Source organism: Marivirga sp., from assembly GCF_051117495.1.
Lineage (GTDB): Bacteria > Bacteroidota > Bacteroidia > Cytophagales > Cyclobacteriaceae > Marivirga.
Genome location: NZ_JBNPEF010000005.1, coordinates 69395 through 89850, shown reverse-complemented (window position 1 = coordinate 89850; position 20456 = coordinate 69395). Strand labels below are relative to the sequence as shown.

Below are 20456 nucleotides of genomic sequence, written 5' to 3'. Positions count from 1 at the left end.
ATAATTTCTCGCATTTCCAAAAGATATTTTACATGCATCAGAATCATACTCATAGGCAAGTCGCTCTAACTAGCCATAGCAGCCAAATCTTGACATGGAATATAAGGAGTATGACTGTCAATGCACGGCCAAAAAAAAGCATGGTACATAAAATTTATGAGTAATAGGGTAAAGTGGTAATATCAAGGATTTTACCTTTACAAACACTAATACTGCTAATCCAAAAACTTACAAAAGACAACTAAAGTCAATCCTCGAAAATACATTTATCACTACAACACATTAATAAAGAAAACCCCATACTATTCCTTCCCTTCAAACCCATCATAAAGTTTTAGTTCACCCACTTCGGTGGATTCGCCCAATCCATTAATCGAATGATTGATGCCTCCATTGAGTCCTGCGAATATTGAGATATGTGTAATTACTATGCCTGAATTATCAGGGACTTCCATGGCATTTTCTAACCTGACATTATTGGAGACCGTTGGCTCGCCCCTAAAAAAACTATAAATACCCAAGCCATAGGCATTGTGATTTTCAACACTATCCGCAACTTTATAAGAAGCATAGCCGGCCTTTCCATTATCATTCCAAACCTCTAAGCTGGGTGGCGAATAGGGAATTTCAGATTGGTAAAAATAAGTGCGTCCGTATTCTCCTTTCCAGAGCGTTTGATAGCCTTGGAAGTGCTCATTAAACAATCCGTAGATTGTTACGTGATCCCCATTTACAACAAGCCCGTGCTTATTTTGTCCGTCCATCCATTCAGTTCCCGTACCGTGATCGGCTCTCCATAACCAAAAATGATCGCCAATTACATAATTGCTATTAATAGTTAAAGTAGTTTCGGCTTGACCCACTACCGCACCGCCAACTCGGCAATAGATATCGTGAAGAGAAATGGGATTATCAGAATAATCCTCATTAGAATCCTCTGTTCCAATTTGAATCAGGCTTGGAGATAGCTCGGGTCCTGCATCCACCATAAAACCAGCTAATTTTACTCCGGGAATATCATGAGTAGCCACCGCAATTTCTCCATTTTGAGGAATGAGTGTGGGTAATCCAAGCCCAAGGATTACAGTATTAGGCTTTGTGATGGTTAAGGTTTCATCTAGTTCGTAGATTCCTGGTGTAAACAGAATATGCTTGCCATCAGCTAAGGCTTGATTAATAGAAGTGGAATTGTCTTTATCGGGAAAAGCGATATGAAATTCAGCTATGGGTATTAACTCACCTTTCTCATCACGATTTAGCCAAGAAGGACCAGAAGTTTCTCGAAGGATTTCAGGAACAAATACAGCATAATCGCCCGATTCAGTATAAGTCAAAAACGGTTTTTCACGAATTACTGGTGTTTTGTCAATTACGGTTGTGGGCTGAGTAGGCCATGTATCATTCGGAGCGCCTTCCACCCCAACAAACACCCTGTTCCAGTTTCCACCTTCCCAAGAACCAATGCTTGAATTTCTTGTCATCCACTGCTGTCCGGTTGTTAAACCAGCCCTGCCTTCTACAACTGAATTAGCAAGGACACCACCACTTGCCCAACTTCCTTTGTCAAAATTAATATCACCCGCAACATGCATTCTTCGGTAAGGAGCGGCTTGTGAAACCGCCCAATAAATCATTTCGCCATCTTTCGGGACTACTTTGAAATTCTCTGCTCCACGCCAAAACATAGTGGTCACCTTATTGTCATTTATAGATGAGGTGGATTGTACCGCTCCATTTATGGTAACATCCTCAGGATATCTTCCTAAACCTAGCGCCTGAACATAATAATCGACTGTCACCTCTAAATCATAGGTTCCTGGTTTGAATAATAGGGCATATCGCTCAGAGCCAAACTCGTTATATTTCTGCTGTTCGTGTAATGCCTCAAGTGTTATCTTAATACTATCCAAATCCATAGAATCGTCAAAAAGGAGAACATTTTCACCAAATATGGAGGTATATGGAGAGGTATTTAAATCATTAGAATCTTGGGTTGAATCGAAACATCCAGTAGCTATACTTAATAACAGTATAGAGAAAAGGGTGTAGAGGAAATAGCGGATAGAAAGCATGCTTTAGTAATTTAAATTGGGTTAATTGCAGGTAAATATACAACTAAAGTACCATTAAATTGACTTGTTTGCAAAGTGCTAAACCTTGTTCTAAGACATGAAGAAATAGTTGCAAGTATTTTGGGTGACGAAAATTCCAGATTGTTTACCGTTTTAATTTTGAAGCAAAAATCCCCATAATTGAATTAAACTTTACAGGAAAACGTTAAATTTGAAAAAAGGCAGATAAAATGAGTACTCAAACAATTTCCATAGATTTCCCCAATGATATTTTTTTGGCTTTAAATGAGTCAGAAACTGATTTGAAAAATAGAATTAAATTAACCTTGGCTGTAGAATTATATAAATCACAAAAGTTGACTATTGGAAAAGCAGCTCAGCTTTCCGGAATGACACGCCTAAATTTTGAAATGGAGCTTTCTAAAAATAAAATATCAATTTCAAATTTGACTGAAGAAGATGTTTTAGGCGATATTGAAAAATTAAAATAATGAATAACGGACTTGTCATTGCCGATGCTGGACCTATTTTTTCATTAGCAATTGTTGATAAATTGGAACTTTTGAATTAACTCTTTAATGAAATAAAAATATCAAAAGCGGTCTGGGATGAAATAACTCTTGACAAAAGCACTGAGTTTTATAATAAAGTATCACTCTTTTTTAAAGATAAAGTCAGCCATATTAAAGGTTTTAATGAACTGACATTTGTTATGGATTATGGGGAATCCGAATCTGTAATTCTATATAAAGAACTTAATGCTGATTTCTTGCTAATAGATGATAAAAAGGCTAGAAATATTGCTGAAAACTTTGATATAAATTGTATTGGGACTTTAGGGGTTTTGTCAGTTGCAAAAGATAAAGGCTTAATAAAAGAATTAAGACCATTATTTTTAAGCTTTCTTGATAATAACAGATATTATTCAGTCAAACTATTGAATAAAATTCTACAAAGACATAATGAAGACAAAATAAAACTAAAAGCATAAATTCATATACTAGTGGTAACATCTTTACAGAACCGAAAGTATTTTTATACAGGTAAGTTTTAAAAGTAAAGATTTGTAATTTTCAACTTATACCAAATATACCTGCAATTAAACTTCAAAACCTCCATAAAACCCTAAGCTTCCTAATAGCTACAGTCTGGCTAATAAATGGACTTGTTTGCAAAGTACTTAACCTTGTTCCAAGGCATGAACAAATAGTTGCAAGAATTTTGGGAGATGAAAATTCAAGATTGTTTACCGTTTTAATAGGGTTTTCTGAAATAATAATGGCAATTTGGGTTTTAACAAAATTCAAATCGAAATTGAACGCCATTGCTCAAATGACCATCGTAGCAAGCATGAATATCTTGGAATTTATACTAGTTCCCGAGCTTCTACTTTGGGGTAGGTTTAATATAATTTTCGCTTTTCTATTTATTGGGCTTGTTTATTATAACGAATTCGTGCTGAATAAGAAACTAAATCCCCAGACGACATCATGAACTTTCTAAAAAACCATCCTTTTGCAGTTGAAACCTATTTCGAAAACTCTATTGTGTTGTCTTATGCTATTGCCAAAGAAGAATTGCAAGGCTTGATTCCTGAATGCTTAGAGCTGGATACTTTTGATGACAAATGGGCTTTTGTTGCGGTGGCAATGGTAAACACCAAGAGCTTAAGAACTAAAGGGCTTCCTAAATTTTTGGGCAATGATTTTTTTCTAATTGGCTTTCGAGTATTCGTGCGCTATACCGATAAAAGAGGAAAGCGATTAAGGGGATTATATATTTTGAAGTCTGAAACCAATAAAAGGAAGATGGCTTTCTTTGGTAATATTTTTACACATTACAATTATACCACTACCGATATCAGCTATAAAAAGGAAAAGAATCTTCTAACTATTCAATCTGAAAAATCCGCTTTAGATGTTGCGGTTAATTCCGCCAATGATGATATTAAATTACCTGCAAACTCACCTTTTAAAGATTGGAAAGAGGCTAGACGATTTGCGGGACCATTGCCCTTTACTTTTACTTATAATGCTGAGAAAAAAGAAGTATTAATTATTGAAGGTGTCAGACAAAATTGGAAACCCGAACCGCTTGAAATTCAAAAAGCAGAAGTAGGTTTTATTAAGGAAAAAAGCTTTAAAAATATACATCTTGCCAATGCTTTTGTAGTGAGCAATATTCCCTATTACTGGAAAAAAGGAAAAGTAGAGAAATGGAAATAAAAAGACGAAAATTTCAGGGTGTTCTCAATATTTTAAGCTTTAACAGACATTTTTATGTAATAGGATTAATGGTTTTAGTTTTTACTATTACGGCTCTGCTGCTTTTTAAAGTCCCGGATTTTTGGATTTGGATAGTGGTGGCTGCTTTTCTTTATGGACTTATTATGCCATTGGTTGTTTCTGCATATGTTTATGATTTTTCAGGTTATTACGATTTTAATTGGTTAAAGAAACTTCATTTACCTGACCAAAAACCAAAGCAAATAGTCAACATCAATGCAGGTTTTGATGAAACGAGCTTTATACTCAAAAACAATTTCCCAGGAGCCTCTTTAAAAGTTTTTGATTTCTATAATGCAAAACAACATACCGAACCAGCAATAGTAAGAGCCAGAAAAGTCAGCATGGTATATCCTGATACACTTCAAATAAAGTCAAACGAAATTCCTTTAGATGATCAATCTGCAGATCTGATTTTTTTACTGTCTGCGGCTCATGAAATTCGCACCCATCAAGTAAAAGTAATCTTTTTGAAGGAATGCCACAGAATATGCAAGCCAAACGGAAAAGTAATTACTGTGGAGCATTTAAGAGATTTCCCTAACTTTTTTGCCTTTACCATTGGATTCACCCATTTCTTTTCAAGGATAGCCTGGAAAAAAGCATTTCAAGAAGCAGGCTTTTCTTCCTTGGAAGAAAAGAAATTCACCCCATTCATGTCTATCTTTACTTGTCATCCTTAAAGCTATGCGATGGAAATTCATTTTCAGATAATCGGGATTTTATTAATAGGTTTGGCTTTTGTCCACCTAATCTTTCCAAAATACTTCAAATGGAAAGAAGATTTAAAACCATTGACTTTAATAAACAGACAAATGATGACGGTTCATACCTTTTTCATTGCACTTATTGTTTTCTTAATGGGCTTGCTTTGTCTGACTTCATCTTCAGATCTAGTAGAAACTAAACTAGGTAAAACTATTTCGCTAGGGCTTGCCATATTTTGGAGCTTAAGGCTCTTAACTCAGTTTTTCGGCTATTCTGCCAAATTATGGAAAGGAAAAACTTTTGAAACTGTAGTTCATATCTTCTTTAGCGGATTATGGATTTATATGAGTTTAATTTTCTGGATAAATTATTTGAATTAATTTTTATCTAACAAGTTTTTAGTAGTTTCAAAGAATAATAAGATTTTTAATATTAAGCATAGTTAATAAAGTGAAATTAGCATTAATACCCTTTTTATTTTTTTTAAATTTTTATTCCTTCTGCAAAAACAACGAACGATTGCGGGAACATGGCAAATTGACTTGGGAAGACTTTCAATCAGAATCTGTAGATTTCAATCAGAATGATTCGGAATTAAGTTATCATATCAGTTATTCCACCACTAGGGAAAAAACTGGAGACACTATTTTACTGAAATTCCAAACCAAAAACTTTATAATACCAAAGAATTCTTGGGTTAAAGAAAACAAAAAGAATGACCAATTATTGAAATATAATCAAGTCCTATTTGACATTATAGAAATCTATAGAAGAGAATTACAATATGATCTAAATAGAATAGGCAATATTTATCTAGCAGATAAAATCTTTAGCCAATTTAATGAAAAGTTGAATGCTGAAATAAGATTATTTCAAAGGCAAACAAAATTAGGAAGTGAGTATTCAAAATTAGATGAATGGAGTTTGAAAATTGATGAGGAATTAAAAGACTTAGAATTAGAAGCTATACCTGAGATTACGGATAAAAATTTCGGTATTGGTTTAAATATAGGATTTGGAACGGGATTATTTTCAGGAATTATTCGAAACCATATCACACCAAACTTTAACATTGGTTACGGATTTGATTTTGCCTATAAAAAATTCAGCCTTTTATTAAATGCTTCTTTAGCAAGCAATAAGATTAAAGATGAATTTAGTGAATATGATCTTATTTGGGAATCTAATTTGAAAACCAATACAGCCATTTTGGATGCTAGTTTAGGATATTCCTTTATTGATAATTCAAAACATAAAGTAACATCATTTGCCGGCATTGGAGTATTTGAAGTGGCCGTTTCCGAAAATGAAGGGGATAATTATTCAAATCATAGAATCGCTAGTACCAGTTTGGTTTATGGGATAAATTACGATTTTAAATTTCTTAAAGCAATTAGACTAACGCCTGCCCCGTTTTTCAATGGTTATAGAGAAAGGGCAGAGCATAGTTTAAGAGTAAGGCTCTATTTTGTACATCCAACTTTTGAAAATTTGAGAGGAACTTCCTTCAATTTGACAGTGGGCTACTCCCTTTTTTCAAGAATCATTAAATTAGATTGATTAGATAAACATGATTATGAAAAACTTTATTTTTTTAGGTCTTAGCATAATTCTATTTTCTTGTGCCACACAAAAAAAGATGGTGAAAACAGAGCTCAAGGATAACCAAACTTTCTTATTGAAAGAAATCTCCGAAGACCCATCCTATGGATATACAAAAAGAAACCCAATTGAAGTCGGTGGAGTAGATAAAAAAGAAGGCCCTGTGAATGAAAGAAGGTTTTTAAATGCTCTGGCGGAGCCAAATGGTGAAAAAATTACTTATTTTAGAGCGGGAAGTTGTTGTTCATTTAAAAGTAAAAACGGATTTATGGGTATGGGTCTGCTTGATAATTACAGAGTTAGTTGGATAGGTTCGAAAGATACGGTTTCAATTTACATAAATATGTATGATTATGGAGAATTAAAAGCGCCAAGTGGATTCACAATCATAGATTGATTTAATAAAACCTTCTTCAAAAAACCTCCCCATGCGTCTGTTTTATTAGATTTTTAGCCAAAGAAGGAAAAATTTTAACAAGACCTACTGACAAGCCAGACCGAAATTGATGGCCGAAAAGGTTTTGGGTTTTTCGACCGACCCATAATCTCTTTGAAAAATGTTTAAGCCAGATTTCCGAATATTGGACTTCCACTTCTGATCTGTTTTTTAATTTTCCTTTATAAAAATCAATAATGGCCTCACTTGCTAAAAAACCACTATGAATTGCCATGGCCATTCCATTGCCACAAAGCGGGGTAATCAATCCGGCCGTGTCACCCGCCATTAACATATGGTTTTCTACTGAGGCTTTTTGCTCAAATGAAATTTCATTGATGACCTCGGGTCTTTCAAAAAGCATGTCCGAATTTTCAAAAATATCTTTTAGAATAGGATTTTGAAATAATATCGCCTTTTCCATTTCAGCTATATAACCATACTGTTTTAAGTTTTCCCTTCTACTCAAATAGCATATGTTGACTGTATCATCCTCCACATGGCTCACTCCGCAATAGCCCCCTTGGAAGTTGTAAAGCCCAATAACATCTTTTGGGAAATCAACTTTTACATGATATTTCACTCCCAAGAATGGGGATTTCTTTTTGATAAAATCCCGGTCAAATGCTTTATCAAGTTTCGACCTTTTCCCATAGGCATTGATGACAAATTCAGAATTAAGCTGTTCACCATTTTTCAGGCTAACATTAAATTCATCTTCAAAAAATGAAATATCACTTACCTCAGATTTGGTTTTGACCTCCACCCCTGCTTCCAAAGCTTTTTGATACAAAAAGTCATCTAATTGAAAACGGCTAATCCCAAATCCGCCCAAAGGCAAATCAACTTCTGCGATATTCCCTTTGATGTCCGATAAAATAAATCTATTGAGTTCAGACGGCTTCAAATGTTGTGGAAATAGATTCATTTTTTCCAGAAAAGGCTTTACCTCATTGGAAATATATTCTCCACATACTCGATGAAAAGGGTATTCCTTTTTCTCAACCAACAAAGTATTGACTCCCGACCTTTGCAAACAAATAGAGGAGATCAAACCTGCCAAGCCTCCCCCCACCACTATTACCTGAAACTTATTTTTATCCAAAATCACAATTTTATATAACCCTTAAACACTCTCTTCGTCAAGGAGTTTTATAATCTAAATTAAAAATTCATAAAAATACTACATTTAAGCTGAAAAGCATGGTTTTTAAAGTGCCTCGACTGGAAAAATCATTACCTTTGTGGCTTGTTTAAAAATATGTGGACACAACTAGCGCATAACGTAATAAAATATCGACTGCCTTTGATTATCATTTTGGCATTGGTTACCATCTTCATGGGATACCGTGCCCGAAATGTTGAGCTGGATTATGACCTGGCAAAATTGGTTCCTGAAGCCGATGAAGACTATAAAGCATTAAAAGAATTTGAAAGAAAATTTGGGGTGGATGACAATATCCTTGCATTGGGAATAAAAGACAGTGCACTTTATACCCCAGAAAACTTTGCCCGGCTTCAGTATCTCTCAAAAGCTTTAAAAGATATTAAAGGTGTAAACAACATCCTATCCATTGCGAATTTTCAAAAACTCCAAAAAAATACGGAGGAGCGGAAATTTGAAATGCAACCGATGGTGAATAAGTTGCCGAAAGATCAGGCCACTTTAGATAGTCTTTTGCAGGAGATTAAAGACCAAAAATTCTTTTCATCGCAACTACTCAATACCGAAAATGGCGCTACAGCTATAATCCTCACGCTGGACGAGAAAATATTCAACTCTCCTGAACGGCAAACTTTGATGGGAGACATCATTCAATTGGGGGACGCATTTGAGGAAAAGACAGGCATTGAATTGCATTATGCAGGTTTGCCATTTGTGCGCTCCACCATGATGAGCAAAGTCCGCCAAGAAATAATTCAATTATTGGTATTGTCAGTAATTGTGACAGCCTTGATTCTGTTAGCTTTTTTCCGCTCTTGGGATGCAGTGCTTTTTCCTTTATTGGTGATTTTTTCCGTGGTGATTTGGTCTGTCGGAACATTAGATTTATTGGGGTACAAAATTACAATCCTGACCAGTTTAATCCCGACTATAATAGTCGTCATTGGGATACCCAACAGCATTTATCTGCTCAACAAATATCATCAGGAATTTGAGGAGCATGGCAATAAAATCAAGGCCATTAGTACGATTACCCGAAAAATCGGGATAGTGACTTTAATCACCAATTTCACTACTGCCGTTGGATTTTTGGTATTGACATTTACGGAAATAAAACTACTGGAAGAATTCGGGATAGTCGCAGGCATAAATATATTCGCCACATTCATAGTAAGCATCATTTTGATACCTGCGGTTTTTTCCTATTTGCCAGAGCCGGGTAAAAAGCAATTGAAGCACATGAACTTCAAAATGACAGATTTTGCATTGAATTGGCTCAATAAATCTGTACACTATCATAGAACCATTATTTATTTTGTGACCGTGGTAGTGGTGGTTTTTGCTTTTATTGGAGGTTTTCAGCTAAACTCCATCAGTTACATGGTAGATGATCTTCCTAAGGATGGTAAAACCATTAAGGATTTACGCTTTTTTGAAGAGAATTTCAGCGGCATTATGCCCATGGAAATTATCATTGACACCAAGAAAAAACGTGGAGTAGTACAAAGAAATACCTTAAGAAAAGTCAATCAATTCGAGGAATTTCTAGACAGTATCCCAGCTATTAGCCAACCTATTTCTATTGTGGATATGGTAAAAGCAACAAGGCAGGCTTACTATAATGGCAACCCTACTTTCTATGATTTACCTACTTCTCGAGATTATAATTTTATCATGCGATATCTTCAGCAAGATGAAGACAATATTTCCGTCATGAGTAATTTCACCAATGAAGAATTGTCGGAAATGAGGATTTCACTCAAGATTGCAGATATAGGTTCCGATAAAATGAATACGCTTGTGGAAGAATCCATAAAACCTAGGATGAATGAAATCTTTGAAGGAGAAGATTTTGATATTCACATCACAGGAACGACCCCAATTTTCATAAAGGGAAATCAATATTTGGTAGAAAATTTAAGAACCAGCCTTTTCATAGCATTTGGTATTATCGCTATTGTAATGGGCATCTTATTTCAAAATTTAAGAATGATCATCATATCCCTAATCCCTAATGTAATTCCTTTATTGATTACAGGTGGTTTAATGGGCTATTTGGGCGTTCCTTTAAAACCAAGTACTGTATTAGTATTTAGTATTGCTTTTGGAATATCCGTAGATGATACCATCCACTTCTTAGCAAAATATAGGCAGGAATTGTTTACCAATAATTTCTTTGTGCCCTTGGCGGTAACAAAAACCTTAAAGGAAACGGGTAAAAGTATGATTTATACATCTGTTGTACTTTTTGCCGGCTTTATTATTTTTGTGACTTCAAGTTTCGGGGGTACCGTGGCTTTAGGAGCATTGACTTCCACCACCTTGCTGGTGGCCATGCTCACCAATTTACTGGTTTTACCTTCTCTTTTGCTTACTTTCGATGATGGTAAAAGAAGAAAAGGAAGTCATCCTCTAATTGAGCAGTATGATGATGAATTCTATTTAGAGGCCGATGATGAAGAAATCAATTTAAAAAGAATTAAAAAAGCAGAACCTAAAGTTCCTTATAAGCCTGAGGAACAGAAAAATTCATAAAAATGGGTCAATACAAAGAATACAAAAATTTAAATTATGCCGAACTGGCAGATGAAGTCTTAGAATTTTGGAATAAAAACGACATTTTTCAAAAATCGATGACATCCCGTGAAGGGAAACCCACTTTTACTTTTTATGAAGGACCACCATCCGCAAATGGTACTCCTGGCATTCACCATGTGATGGCCCGTGCCGTCAAGGATATTTTTTGTCGATATAAAACCTTAAAAGGATTTCAGGTAAAAAGAAAAGGCGGATGGGATACTCATGGATTGCCTGTTGAATTGCAGGTTGAAAAGGAACTGGGCATCACAAAAGAAGATATCGGCAAAAAGATCTCCGTAGCTGAATATAATGACAGATGCCGAAAAGCCGTCATGAAATTTAAAGGAGAGTGGGATGATTTAACCCGAAAAATGGGCTATTGGGTAGATTTGGATGATCCATATATCACTTTCGATCGCAAATATATGGAAACGCTATGGCATTTGCTGAAGAAATTTTACGATAAAGATTTATTGTATAAAGGCTATACGGTACAGCCTTATTCCCCTGCAGCAGGAACTGGCTTAAGTTCACACGAATTGAATCAACCAGGATGCTATAGAGATGTTAAAGACACATCCGTTACGGCTCAATTTAAAGTCAAAAAAGACGAAAAATCCGCTTTCCTTTTTGAAAATGAAGAGGAAGATGTTCGCTTTATCGCCTGGACTACCACTCCTTGGACATTGCCTTCCAACTGTGCATTAGCTGTTGGGGAAAAAATCGACTATGTGAAAGTAAAAACTTTCAATCAATATACTTTTGAGCCAGTTTCCGTAGTAATGGCAAAAGATTTGGTCAACAGTCATTTTAAAGCTAAAGCCAAAGACCTCAAGCTGGAGGATTATAAAGAAGGCGACAAATTAGTTCCTTTTGAGGTGGCCCAAACATTCAAAGGAAAGGACATAGTGGAAACTCGCTATGAACAATTGATGCCTTATGTCACTTCTGAGGAATTGGAACAAAATGCATTCCGAGTAATTCCTGGGGATTTCGTTACAACAGAAGACGGTACTGGAATTGTACATACGGCCTCTGTTTTTGGTGCCGATGACTTTAAAGTAGCCCAGCAAAATAATGTTCCGGCTGTTTTGGTAAAAGATGATCAGGGCAAAGAAATGCCTTTGGTGGATAAGCAGGGTAAATTTGTAAAGGAAGTAACAGATTTTGCCGGAAAATACGTGAAGGAAGAATACTATGATGATGCTATTCGTAACGATCCTGACTTCAAGCCTACAGATGTTCTGATTGCCATCAAATTAAAAGAAGATAATAAAGCTTTTAAAGTAGAAAAATACGAGCACTCCTACCCTCATTGTTGGAGAACAGATAAGCCTATTTTATACTACCCATTGGATTCTTGGTTTATTAAAACCACTGCCATGAAAGACCGATTGGTGGAATTGAATAAAACCATCAACTGGAAACCAGCCTCAACGGGTGAAGGCCGTTTTGGTAACTGGTTGGAGAACTTGGTGGATTGGAATTTAAGCCGATCAAGATACTGGGGAACTCCATTGCCAATTTGGGTAACAGAAGATAGAAAAGAGCAAATATGCATAGGCTCTATGGATGAATTGAGAGCCGAAGTGAAAAAATCTGTCCAATCAGGTTTTATGCAAGAAGAGCTGGCTGAAGATTTTGATTTGCACCGTCCTTATGTAGATGATGTTATTTTAACAAGCCCATCTGGTCAGAAAATGTTCCGTGAGCCTGATTTGATTGATGTTTGGTTTGATTCAGGGGCAATGCCTTATGCACAATGGCATTATCCATTTGAAAATAATGAGACTTTCGATAAAAACTACCCTGCTGATTTTATAGCTGAGGGAGTGGATCAAACCCGTGGTTGGTTCTTTACATTGCATGCTATTTCTGGTATGTTGTTCGATTCGGTGGCTTACAAGAATGTAATCGCCAATGGATTAGTATTGGATAAAGATGGAAACAAAATGTCAAAGCGATTAGGCAATGCCATCAATCCTTTTGAAACCATAAAGAAATACGGACCTGATGCCACACGTTGGTATATGATCGCCAATGCAAATCCTTGGGACAATTTAAAATTCAATTTACAGGGTGTGGAAGAAGTGCAAAGAAAGTTCTTCGGAACGCTTCAAAACACTTATAATTTCTTTGCGCTTTATGCAAATTTGGATGGGTTTACTTTTGAGGGTGAAAGCATCCCACTAGAAAAACGAACAGAAAGTGACCGTTGGATTTTATCCAAATTAAATTCATTGAAGAAAGCTGTAGATGATGCTTATGATGATTATGAGCCTACTCGTGCTGCTCGCTTAATCCAGGATTTTGTTCAGGATGATGTGAGTAACTGGTATGTGCGTTTAAACCGTAAGCGTTTCTGGAAAGGCGAATATAATGAAGACAAAAAAGCTGCTTATCAATCACTTTACGAGTGCTTGGAAAGTGTTGCTATTTTAAGCGCCCCTATTGCCCCATTTTATATGGATAATTTATTCCAAAGCTTGAATAAAGTGAGCGGTAGAATGTCGCAGGAATCTGTTCATTTGGTGGATTTCCCTCAAGCAAATGAAAATGTCATCAATAAGGATTTGGAGGAGCGAATGTATTTAGCACAGCATATCAGTTCATTAACTCATTCTATTCGTAAAGCACAAAAAATAAAAGTAAGGCAACCACTTCATAAAATTTTAGTGCCTGTTTTAAACGATAAAACACGTAAGCAAATTGAAGCAGTAGAAGATTTGATTATCTCCGAGGTGAATGTAAAATCAATTGAGTATATAGATGACGCTTCAGGTGTTTTAGTGAAGAATGTAAAGCCTAACTTCCGAAAACTAGGACAGCATTTTGGCCCAAAAATGAAGGCGGTTACCCAAATCATCAATCAGTGGGGACAGGAAGAAATTGCTCAAATAGAGCAGGAAAATGCTTTTGAAATTGAGGTGGATGGAGAAAAACATACATTGACTTTGGAAGATGTAGATATTACTTCTCAAGATATCCCGGGCTGGTCGGTAGCTTCCGAAGCTGGCATAACTGTTGCTTTGGATATCAGCATGGATGATGATTTGAGAAGAGAAGGATTTGCCAGAGACTTGGTGAACCGTATTCAAAACTTAAGAAAAGATAAAGGCTTGGAAGTACAGGATAAGATTGCTGTTGCTGTAAAACAAGGAAATGAATTAGTGGACACTGCCATTTTGCAAAACAAAGATTACATTTGTTCCGAAACTCAGGCAGTTTCATTAGATTTGGCTGAAAATTTAACCGAAACCACGGAATTAGAGATAGACGATTTGAAAATTGAATTGTCCTTAGTGGTGAAAAACCAATAATAGTGAAATACACAAAATATTTTTTACTGACATTCTTTTTAATAGCCCTAGACCAAGTAGTTAAACTTTGGGTACATTTTAATATGGAAATGGGCATAGCCGGACAAATTGAAGTCTTTGGCGAATGGTTTAAATTGTATTATACGCTTAATCCAGGCATGGCCTTTGGTATGCAATTTGGCTCTGAATACGGTAAATTAGGGTTAACATTATTCCGATTGGTGGCCATGTTTTTCATAGCTTACTATCTTTATAAATTGGCAAAAGATAAAACGCACCCTGGTGTATTATGGAGTATGGCTGCGGTTTTAGCAGGAGCCATAGGAAATTTAATCGACAGTATGTTTTATGGCGTTTGGTTGGATAACGCCCCTTATAATGCCATTTCTCCGTGGTTTCACGGACAGGTAGTGGATATGTTTTATATCGACATCTGGGAAGGCAGAGTCGCAGACTGGGTACCACTTTGGGGCGGAGATTATATTTCTTTGTGGCCAATTTTCAATGTGGCCGATGCAGCGATTTTCTGTGGTGTGGCCGTAATTCTAATATTCCAGAAAAAGTTTTTTAAGGCGGTTAAGAAAGAATTAGCTGATTAATCGCTACAATTCCCATAAACAAAACAAAAATAGCAGCTTCTAGAAACTGCTATTTTTACTTTCAATAAATCTTGTTGACCCCTACTCAGTAAACTTCTCCAATTGTTTGATGCATTTCTTCTGAGCTTTGATAATGTCCTTGTAAATGTTTTTATCCTGTTCAGAAGGATCAGTTTCTTCATAAGCGTTTACGGCCTTCAAATAAAACATTTTAGCATTAAGGGCTTGCTCCATCATCATATTTACTTCCGCAAGAATATATAAATCTTGGTAGCTTGGCTTGTCCATTTGCTCAACTAGGCCTACTATTTTCAATAAAGAAGTTTCAGCTTTTACCCTATGCTTATCTGCAAATTTAATCGGCAAATCAAAGTCCTTAAAAAGAAGCATATGAGTCGTGGCCTTGCTTTTCAAACAAAGTAGGTTTTCAGGATCTATTTCAAGTGCCTTATTAAAATTTCTCACTGCTTCTTGCTCTTTTCCTTTTACAAATTGAAGCGCTACCCCTTTATAATAATATCCGTCTGATTTTTCAGGAGATAACTTAATTAAGGCATCCGCATAATTAGATAATCGATCAAAGTCTTTGGTTCTTTCCAATACTTGACATGCTAATAGATTAAGCTCTAAGTTTTTAGGGTCTTCTTCTAGTGCTGGAATGATTTTATTGAGTGAGGGCTTCACTTTGCCCGAATAATATAATGCTTTAAGTGTCTCGTATGTACTGTTATTTCCCTCTTGCTTGTTCTCCGCTGTAGCCATTATGATATTTACTTAATATTAATCAACCTTTGAATTAAGGCGATATTCGATTTCTGAAATACAAAGTTACGAAACCTTAGGCTTATCAAAAGAAAATAAGGAACTCTATTCTGAATTCATCTGGGAATAAAATGTTATTGTTGGATTAATTCAAAATCAATCATCAATTTTTACTTTACTCTCTAAAAAGAAATAGATTCAAAAGTTTAAATCTACTTATTTTCTAAATATAGGTTCTTTAATGATTTGAACATTGCTAATTGTATCATGACGTTTTACCTCCACCAAAATAGTATCTATACCAGAAATAGTGTGCAACATGTCACAATACTCATCTTCATTGAACACACTTAAGCCATTTACTGCTAAAATTTCATCTCCTAGTGATAAATTTAATTTAGATGCAGGTGTGCCTTCTGTTAATGAACTGATCTGTATCCTTTTATCCTGCTTAACAAAACGTGTTCCCATTCCAGCAGTTTTACCAATGAAATTCTGAACAGAATCATAAGGCTCAAGTAAAAGTAAATCATCTTTCCAGCTAATGGTAGTTTTGTAGTTTTTGAGAAACCCTAGACCTAATAAATTTAAACTATTATATTCTGCGCTAATTGGGAAATTATTGATACTATGACCCGAACCCACAAAACTGAGTGTATCAATCAAGTAAAGCCTTCCTTCAAATTTTTCATCTACAGCATCGCCTAAACCAGAAGCACCACTACCATAAAACCTCTTTGAATCAAATGATAATGAATCTGCAAGAATATAATCTTCATCGATACTTAAGTTTGAGTTACTGCCTAAATCAACCAACGTGCTTATTTTTTGGCCTCGGTCAGATAATTTCAAAGGCAATCTCAATTGGTGTCCAAAAGAGTTTTCTGAAAGTTTAAATTTCAAAACATCTTGATTTTTGAAATCCCTTTTAATTTCATCTGAAACTATGATGATTTTATTCTCAAAATCAATTTTCCAAACTAAATGGCGCATTATCCCCGTACCTATTAAACCATAAGCCTCAAAACAATCCGCATTGTAATCAACCGATTTTAAATGGATATTTTCAAAGCTTAAATTTCCCAATTGAAGCTTGTTGAGCTTTTTTATTCCTGACCAGAAAAAGTTTCCACTAGCTCCTATTCCAAATGAAAAACCATTATTCTCTAGTTCAATATCTGAATCTTCCTTATTAAAGATTATGTTACTTGCCCCGCTATCTAGAATAAAAGGATATGTTGCCGTATCGTCTTCTAGGCTTACATCTATTAAAATATGCCCTGAATTTGAATAGTAAAAAGGAATTGTATCATTATGATTTTCATTCACTATATCAGCATATCCTAACTTTTCAAAATTAGAATACATCAAGTAGATAAATGAAATAAATAGAAGTAGCAAGACTGCGAATGAAATCGCAAAAATTTTAAGGCCTTTTTTTATCATTTTTTACTAAAATCTTGTAATTATGGTTCGTTTTGAAAGGATGTTTAAAGTGAAAACAGTTTAATCAAACTTTGATTAAAACTATTCATACAGATGAAATAAACAAAGTATTAAGTAATGAATTCTCGTAAATAATAATAGCTGAGCCTATCGCTTTAAAAACTATAACCAACACTTACCCCAGCCAGGAAATGGAAGTCTGAACTAATTCTCCTTCCAAAAGTGGGTTTTGGAACTATCTCCCTAAATAGATAAGTTTCCAAAACGGGTGTCAAAGCTACTCTAAATAAAAAGCGACTATTCGGTTTTTGGTATCGGTATCCTAATCTAGCCGAGATAAATGCATCCCAAAACCATTTTACTGCCTCATTATCTTCATTCCTTAGAGCTTCCCTAATTAAAACCATACCTAATCCAGCCTCAAAGTGATGAGATGAATTGAAATTATAAATTTGATTTATACCAACAGGCATCCAAAAATCTCTAAAGCCAACGGAAGCTGGATAGTAAGCTACCCCTATTTGTCCTGCTGTTTTATGTTTTCCTTTATCAACTAAGATACGTTCATAATTAAATGAATAAATAAGCCCATGTCCTCCTAATTCTAATTGAAGGCTGTTTTTATGTAAAAAATTAGATGATTCTTGCGCCACAGAATTAAAGAAGGGTGCAATTACGAATAATATTAATATTAATGTCCTTTTCACAGATTAGTCGGTTAATACTAATTCTTAACGCTTAAGCTATTGGATATAGTATTCAGAATGGTTCTAGACCAAACCCTATAATCAATTTTAACCTAGCTTTACTATTCATTCTGTTTGATTATTTAACTTTTCATTAGCAATTTCAGCGGGTCTTGCTTCAATAATTTAGTAGTCTTTTCATACAAAACCGGACTATAAGCTTTTAAGGCTTTTGGTCTTTCAAAAAAGTTCTCAAGCAGAACTGCAAAAAACTCATGATGATCAATAGCAGCCGCAGATCTAAAAATCGAAGTGTCTCCTTCTTTTATTTTAAACATTTCAAATTCAGCTAAATCATAATATTTCTTCCAAAGTTTAGAATCTATAAAACCATATTCGTGATTGGAAATCCTGTTTTCAAGATGGATGGCATGGGCTAATTCATGTATGCCTAAATTTACGCCATCCGACTCATTTGCTATGCCCTCTACCAGGTTCTTCCATGACAGGACTATAATCCCAAAACGAGGATTTACCTCACCCTTATGATATTGATTGTTTATAGTTGAATAATAATTATCAGGGTAAATTAGAATTTTTTTAAAATGTGATAAATAAACGCGAGGAAGCCCAAAAGTTATTTGAACAGACAAAGCAGCCACTACAACTTTCATTTCATCGGTGACTTCCTCCATCCCTCTAGAAACGAACTTTTTAGCACTTATGAACTGACTCACACGCCAAATAAACTTTTTCTGATGCTTCAATTTGAGTTGTCTAAAATATGGGGAATATTTTTTCAGCTTCCTTACTTGCTCCTGATTCAATCGACCAAGCCCGAAAATACCGAAATAGTTTAATGTTACTTTAATTACATCCCTAACCGCCTTCAACATAAGAAGAACGATCAATAATGGGAATAATAAGGCAATTACTAAAAAAATATTATCAACCAAAACTTAAGGCAAAAAATCAGGTTTATCCAACTTATTATTGATTCTGTAGGCGGCATTTACCAAACCAACATGGCTATAGGCTTGAGGGAAATTTCCCCACATAGAACCGTCTGAAGATTTCACATCCTCACTTAGTAAGCCCACATGATTTGAATAGCCCACTAGTTCCTCAAATGCTTCCATGGCTTCTTCTGTTCTGCCCACGCAAGCAAGTGCTTCCACATACCAAAAAGCACAAATCAAAAAAGTAGTCTCCGGCTCTCCGAAATCATCCGCATGTTTATATCGATAGAATAATCCCTTCCCAACTTTCAAATCTTCTTCCAAAGCTTTTAAATGATCTTTGGCTTTTTGACTATCATGGGGCATATAGTTCATCATAATGAGCTGCAAGGTGCTTGCATCCATTCTATCTACGCCTTCTGCTTGTGCATAAGCCTTTCTGTTGGGTGCATAACATTTTTCTAAATGGGCTGCCGCCTGTTTTAATAAGTTTTCAGCTTTTCTTCCCAACTCTATCTCCCCAATTTCTTTGGCTATTTTCATGGCAGCGTGACTCCCTGCCCATTGAAAAAGATGGGTGTAAGCATGCTTTTGCTTTAAATTTCTGAATTCCCATAAACCAGCATCTGCTTCATCCATAGTGAATTCAATCTTTTCCAAAATCGTTTTTAATAGGTAGGCAGACTGAGATTTTTCCATATTCGCAAATCGCTTATCCGTGTACAGTGGAAGAATTGCCAATAATATCTGTCCATAAACATCATTTTGAATATGTGTATAGGCATCATTACCTACTCTTACTGGTTGATTTCCCATATATCCAGGCAAATCCAATTCTTTTTCAATTATGGTACTTTCACCTACTAGATTATAAAGTGGTTGGACTCTTTCTTTTCCTCTCATTGGGATATTGGTGAGATATAAGAAATAATTCTCCATCTCTTCAAAGTGCCCAATATTATTGAAAGCCGTTAATGTGTAGTATGTATCCCGCATCCAGCAGTATCGATAATCCCAGTTTCGGGTGCTACCTGGTGACTCGGGCAATGACATGGTAGGGGAAGCAATAATTCCACCTGTGTCCTCATATTGATGGATTTTTAAAGCCAATGAAGAACGAATTACTTCTTCTTGATAATGTTGACCAATACTGGTGGATTTCACCCAATTTTGCCAATAAAAAATAGTTTTATTTATGAAATTTTCTGCTGTCTCTTGCAATTCTGCCTCTAAAGGCGCGCCATAGGTCATGACCATATAGCGTGTCTTGGTCAGCACAAACGGACTGCTGTCCATCACCATATTGATGGGGATATTGGTAGTTAACCTTAAAGTTTCAGGTAAGCCAAAATATCGAATATGACTGCTTCCCCTTTCTCTGGTCAGTTTTTTCTGTCCGTAATTTCCAACTGGATTACAAACTACCCTCAATTGTGGCAAGCCTCTTAAAGGCTCGATTTTTCTGATCAACATTTGAGGTCGATAATAGCGGTCAAACTGCCGAAACCGTGGAGCACAATCAACTATTTTATATGCATATTCATCTGTTTCCACTATTGTTTCCAATACATTTGTATTGGGGATATATGCTTGGGTTACTTTATAATTTTCTGAAGTGGGCTTAATGGAAAATTCTCCTCCTTTTTCCCCTCCAATCAAACTGCCAAAAATAAATGAACTGTCAAATCGGGGCATGCACATCCATTTAATGTCTGTATCTTTTCCGATAAGTGCCAAATAAGCACAATTGCCAATCATTCCAAGGTTGTAGGTATGTCTCTCTTGCATATTCTTGATTTCTTAAAGTCCGTAATTTTTAAAATTATTATGAAGGAA

Annotated in this window: 18 protein-coding genes; 11 read left to right on the top strand and 7 right to left on the bottom strand. The window is 35.5% G+C overall.

The window, feature by feature from the left end:
- Positions 1–302: 302 nt before the first annotated feature.
- Positions 303–2072, bottom strand: a complete 1770-nt coding sequence (locus ACFE0M_RS04015; protein WP_434544455.1) for an adenylyl cyclase — start codon at positions 2070–2072, stop codon at positions 303–305.
- A gap of 230 nt (positions 2073–2302) precedes the next feature.
- On the opposite strand from ACFE0M_RS04015, the gene ACFE0M_RS04010 reads away from it, so the two are divergent.
- From ACFE0M_RS04010 to ACFE0M_RS03975, 8 genes are all read left to right on the top strand, one after another.
- A complete protein-coding gene (locus ACFE0M_RS04010) occupies positions 2303–2563 on the top strand; it encodes a UPF0175 family protein (RefSeq protein ID WP_434544454.1) in 261 nt (86 codons plus the stop codon).
- A gap of 221 nt (positions 2564–2784) precedes the next feature.
- Positions 2785–3063 carry a DUF3368 domain-containing protein gene (locus tag ACFE0M_RS04005; protein WP_434544453.1) on the top strand — a complete coding sequence of 93 codons (279 nt, stop codon included), beginning with the start codon at positions 2785–2787 and terminating at the stop codon, positions 3061–3063.
- Between the two features lie 71 nt (positions 3064–3134).
- Positions 3135–3566 (top strand): DoxX-like family protein, encoded by a 432-nt coding sequence (locus ACFE0M_RS04000; RefSeq protein ID WP_434544567.1) that lies wholly within the window; start codon positions 3135–3137, stop codon positions 3564–3566.
- A complete protein-coding gene (locus ACFE0M_RS03995; RefSeq protein WP_434544452.1) occupies positions 3563–4297 on the top strand; it encodes a DUF2071 domain-containing protein in 735 nt (244 codons plus the stop codon). Before ACFE0M_RS04000 ends, ACFE0M_RS03995 begins: the two co-directional genes overlap by 4 nt.
- A complete protein-coding gene (locus ACFE0M_RS03990) occupies positions 4288–5040 on the top strand; it encodes a class I SAM-dependent methyltransferase (RefSeq protein ID WP_434544451.1) in 753 nt (250 codons plus the stop codon). Before ACFE0M_RS03995 ends, ACFE0M_RS03990 begins: the two co-directional genes overlap by 10 nt.
- A 9-nt stretch (positions 5041–5049) precedes the next feature.
- Positions 5050–5445 (top strand): hypothetical protein, encoded by a 396-nt coding sequence (locus ACFE0M_RS03985; RefSeq protein WP_434544450.1) that lies wholly within the window; start codon positions 5050–5052, stop codon positions 5443–5445.
- Between the two features lie 139 nt (positions 5446–5584).
- Positions 5585–6625 carry a hypothetical protein gene (locus ACFE0M_RS03980; protein WP_434544449.1) on the top strand — a complete coding sequence of 347 codons (1041 nt, stop codon included), beginning with the start codon at positions 5585–5587 and terminating at the stop codon, positions 6623–6625.
- A gap of 16 nt (positions 6626–6641) precedes the next feature.
- The gene (locus tag ACFE0M_RS03975) at positions 6642–7064 is read left to right on the top strand and encodes a hypothetical protein (protein WP_434544448.1); all 423 of its coding nucleotides are present in this window, start codon (positions 6642–6644) and stop codon (positions 7062–7064) included.
- A 16-nt stretch (positions 7065–7080) separates the two neighbouring features.
- Here ACFE0M_RS03975 and ACFE0M_RS03970 read toward each other — a convergent pair whose 3' ends face one another.
- Complete coding sequence (locus tag ACFE0M_RS03970) at positions 7081–8214, bottom strand: NAD(P)/FAD-dependent oxidoreductase (protein WP_434544447.1); 1134 nt, start codon at positions 8212–8214, stop codon at positions 7081–7083.
- 150 nt (positions 8215–8364) lie between these two features.
- Between ACFE0M_RS03970 and ACFE0M_RS03965 the strand changes: the two genes are divergently transcribed.
- The 3 genes from ACFE0M_RS03965 to ACFE0M_RS03955 are packed head-to-tail and all read left to right on the top strand — an operon-like array spanning position 8365 to position 14767.
- Positions 8365–10803: an efflux RND transporter permease subunit gene (locus ACFE0M_RS03965; RefSeq protein WP_434544446.1), complete on the top strand. Its 2439-nt coding sequence runs from the start codon at positions 8365–8367 to the stop codon at positions 10801–10803.
- A gap of 2 nt (positions 10804–10805) precedes the next feature.
- Entirely contained in the window at positions 10806–14168 is a 3363-nt protein-coding gene (ileS, locus tag ACFE0M_RS03960) for an isoleucine--tRNA ligase (RefSeq protein ID WP_434544445.1), read from the top strand.
- 2 nt (positions 14169–14170) lie between these two features.
- Positions 14171–14767, top strand: coding sequence for a lipoprotein signal peptidase (locus ACFE0M_RS03955; protein ID WP_434544444.1), 597 nt, complete (start codon positions 14171–14173; stop codon positions 14765–14767).
- 81 nt (positions 14768–14848) lie between these two features.
- On the opposite strand, the gene ACFE0M_RS03950 is transcribed toward ACFE0M_RS03955, so the two are convergent.
- From ACFE0M_RS03950 to ACFE0M_RS03930, 5 genes are all read right to left on the bottom strand, one after another.
- On the bottom strand, positions 14849–15529 hold the full coding sequence (locus tag ACFE0M_RS03950) for a tetratricopeptide repeat protein (protein ID WP_434544443.1): 681 nt from the start codon (positions 15527–15529) through the stop codon (positions 14849–14851).
- A gap of 216 nt (positions 15530–15745) precedes the next feature.
- On the bottom strand, positions 15746–16975 hold the full coding sequence (locus tag ACFE0M_RS03945; protein WP_434544442.1) for a PDZ domain-containing protein: 1230 nt from the start codon (positions 16973–16975) through the stop codon (positions 15746–15748).
- 155 nt (positions 16976–17130) lie between these two features.
- Positions 17131–17682 carry a hypothetical protein gene (locus ACFE0M_RS03940; RefSeq protein ID WP_434544441.1) on the bottom strand — a complete coding sequence of 184 codons (552 nt, stop codon included), beginning with the start codon at positions 17680–17682 and terminating at the stop codon, positions 17131–17133.
- Positions 17683–17804: 122 nt separating this feature from the next.
- Entirely contained in the window at positions 17805–18557 is a 753-nt protein-coding gene (locus tag ACFE0M_RS03935; protein ID WP_434544440.1) for a zinc-dependent peptidase, read from the bottom strand.
- Between the two features lie 63 nt (positions 18558–18620).
- A complete protein-coding gene (locus ACFE0M_RS03930) occupies positions 18621–20408 on the bottom strand; it encodes a glycoside hydrolase family 15 protein (RefSeq protein WP_434544439.1) in 1788 nt (595 codons plus the stop codon).
- Between the last annotated feature and the right edge of the window lie 48 nt (positions 20409–20456).

Coding starts and splice junctions, on each gene's coding strand:
- ACFE0M_RS04005 (WP_434544453.1), top strand. CDS start 2,785: ATGGATTATGGGGAATCCGAATCTGTAATTCTATATAAAGAACTTAAT.
- ACFE0M_RS03975 (WP_434544448.1), top strand. CDS start 6,642: ATGAAAAACTTTATTTTTTTAGGTCTTAGCATAATTCTATTTTCTTGT.
- ileS (WP_434544445.1), top strand. CDS start 10,806: ATGGGTCAATACAAAGAATACAAAAATTTAAATTATGCCGAACTGGCA.
- ACFE0M_RS04015 (WP_434544455.1), bottom strand. CDS start 2,072: ATGCTTTCTATCCGCTATTTCCTCTACACCCTTTTCTCTATACTGTTA.
- ACFE0M_RS03995 (WP_434544452.1), top strand. CDS start 3,563: ATGAACTTTCTAAAAAACCATCCTTTTGCAGTTGAAACCTATTTCGAA.
- ACFE0M_RS03990 (WP_434544451.1), top strand. CDS start 4,288: ATGGAAATAAAAAGACGAAAATTTCAGGGTGTTCTCAATATTTTAAGC.
- ACFE0M_RS03965 (WP_434544446.1), top strand. CDS start 8,365: ATGTGGACACAACTAGCGCATAACGTAATAAAATATCGACTGCCTTTG.
- ACFE0M_RS03935 (WP_434544440.1), bottom strand. CDS start 18,557: ATGTTGAAGGCGGTTAGGGATGTAATTAAAGTAACATTAAACTATTTC.
- ACFE0M_RS03945 (WP_434544442.1), bottom strand. CDS start 16,975: ATGATAAAAAAAGGCCTTAAAATTTTTGCGATTTCATTCGCAGTCTTG.
- ACFE0M_RS03985 (WP_434544450.1), top strand. CDS start 5,050: ATGGAAATTCATTTTCAGATAATCGGGATTTTATTAATAGGTTTGGCT.
- ACFE0M_RS03930 (WP_434544439.1), bottom strand. CDS start 20,408: ATGCAAGAGAGACATACCTACAACCTTGGAATGATTGGCAATTGTGCT.
- ACFE0M_RS04010 (WP_434544454.1), top strand. CDS start 2,303: ATGAGTACTCAAACAATTTCCATAGATTTCCCCAATGATATTTTTTTG.
- ACFE0M_RS03950 (WP_434544443.1), bottom strand. CDS start 15,529: ATGGCTACAGCGGAGAACAAGCAAGAGGGAAATAACAGTACATACGAG.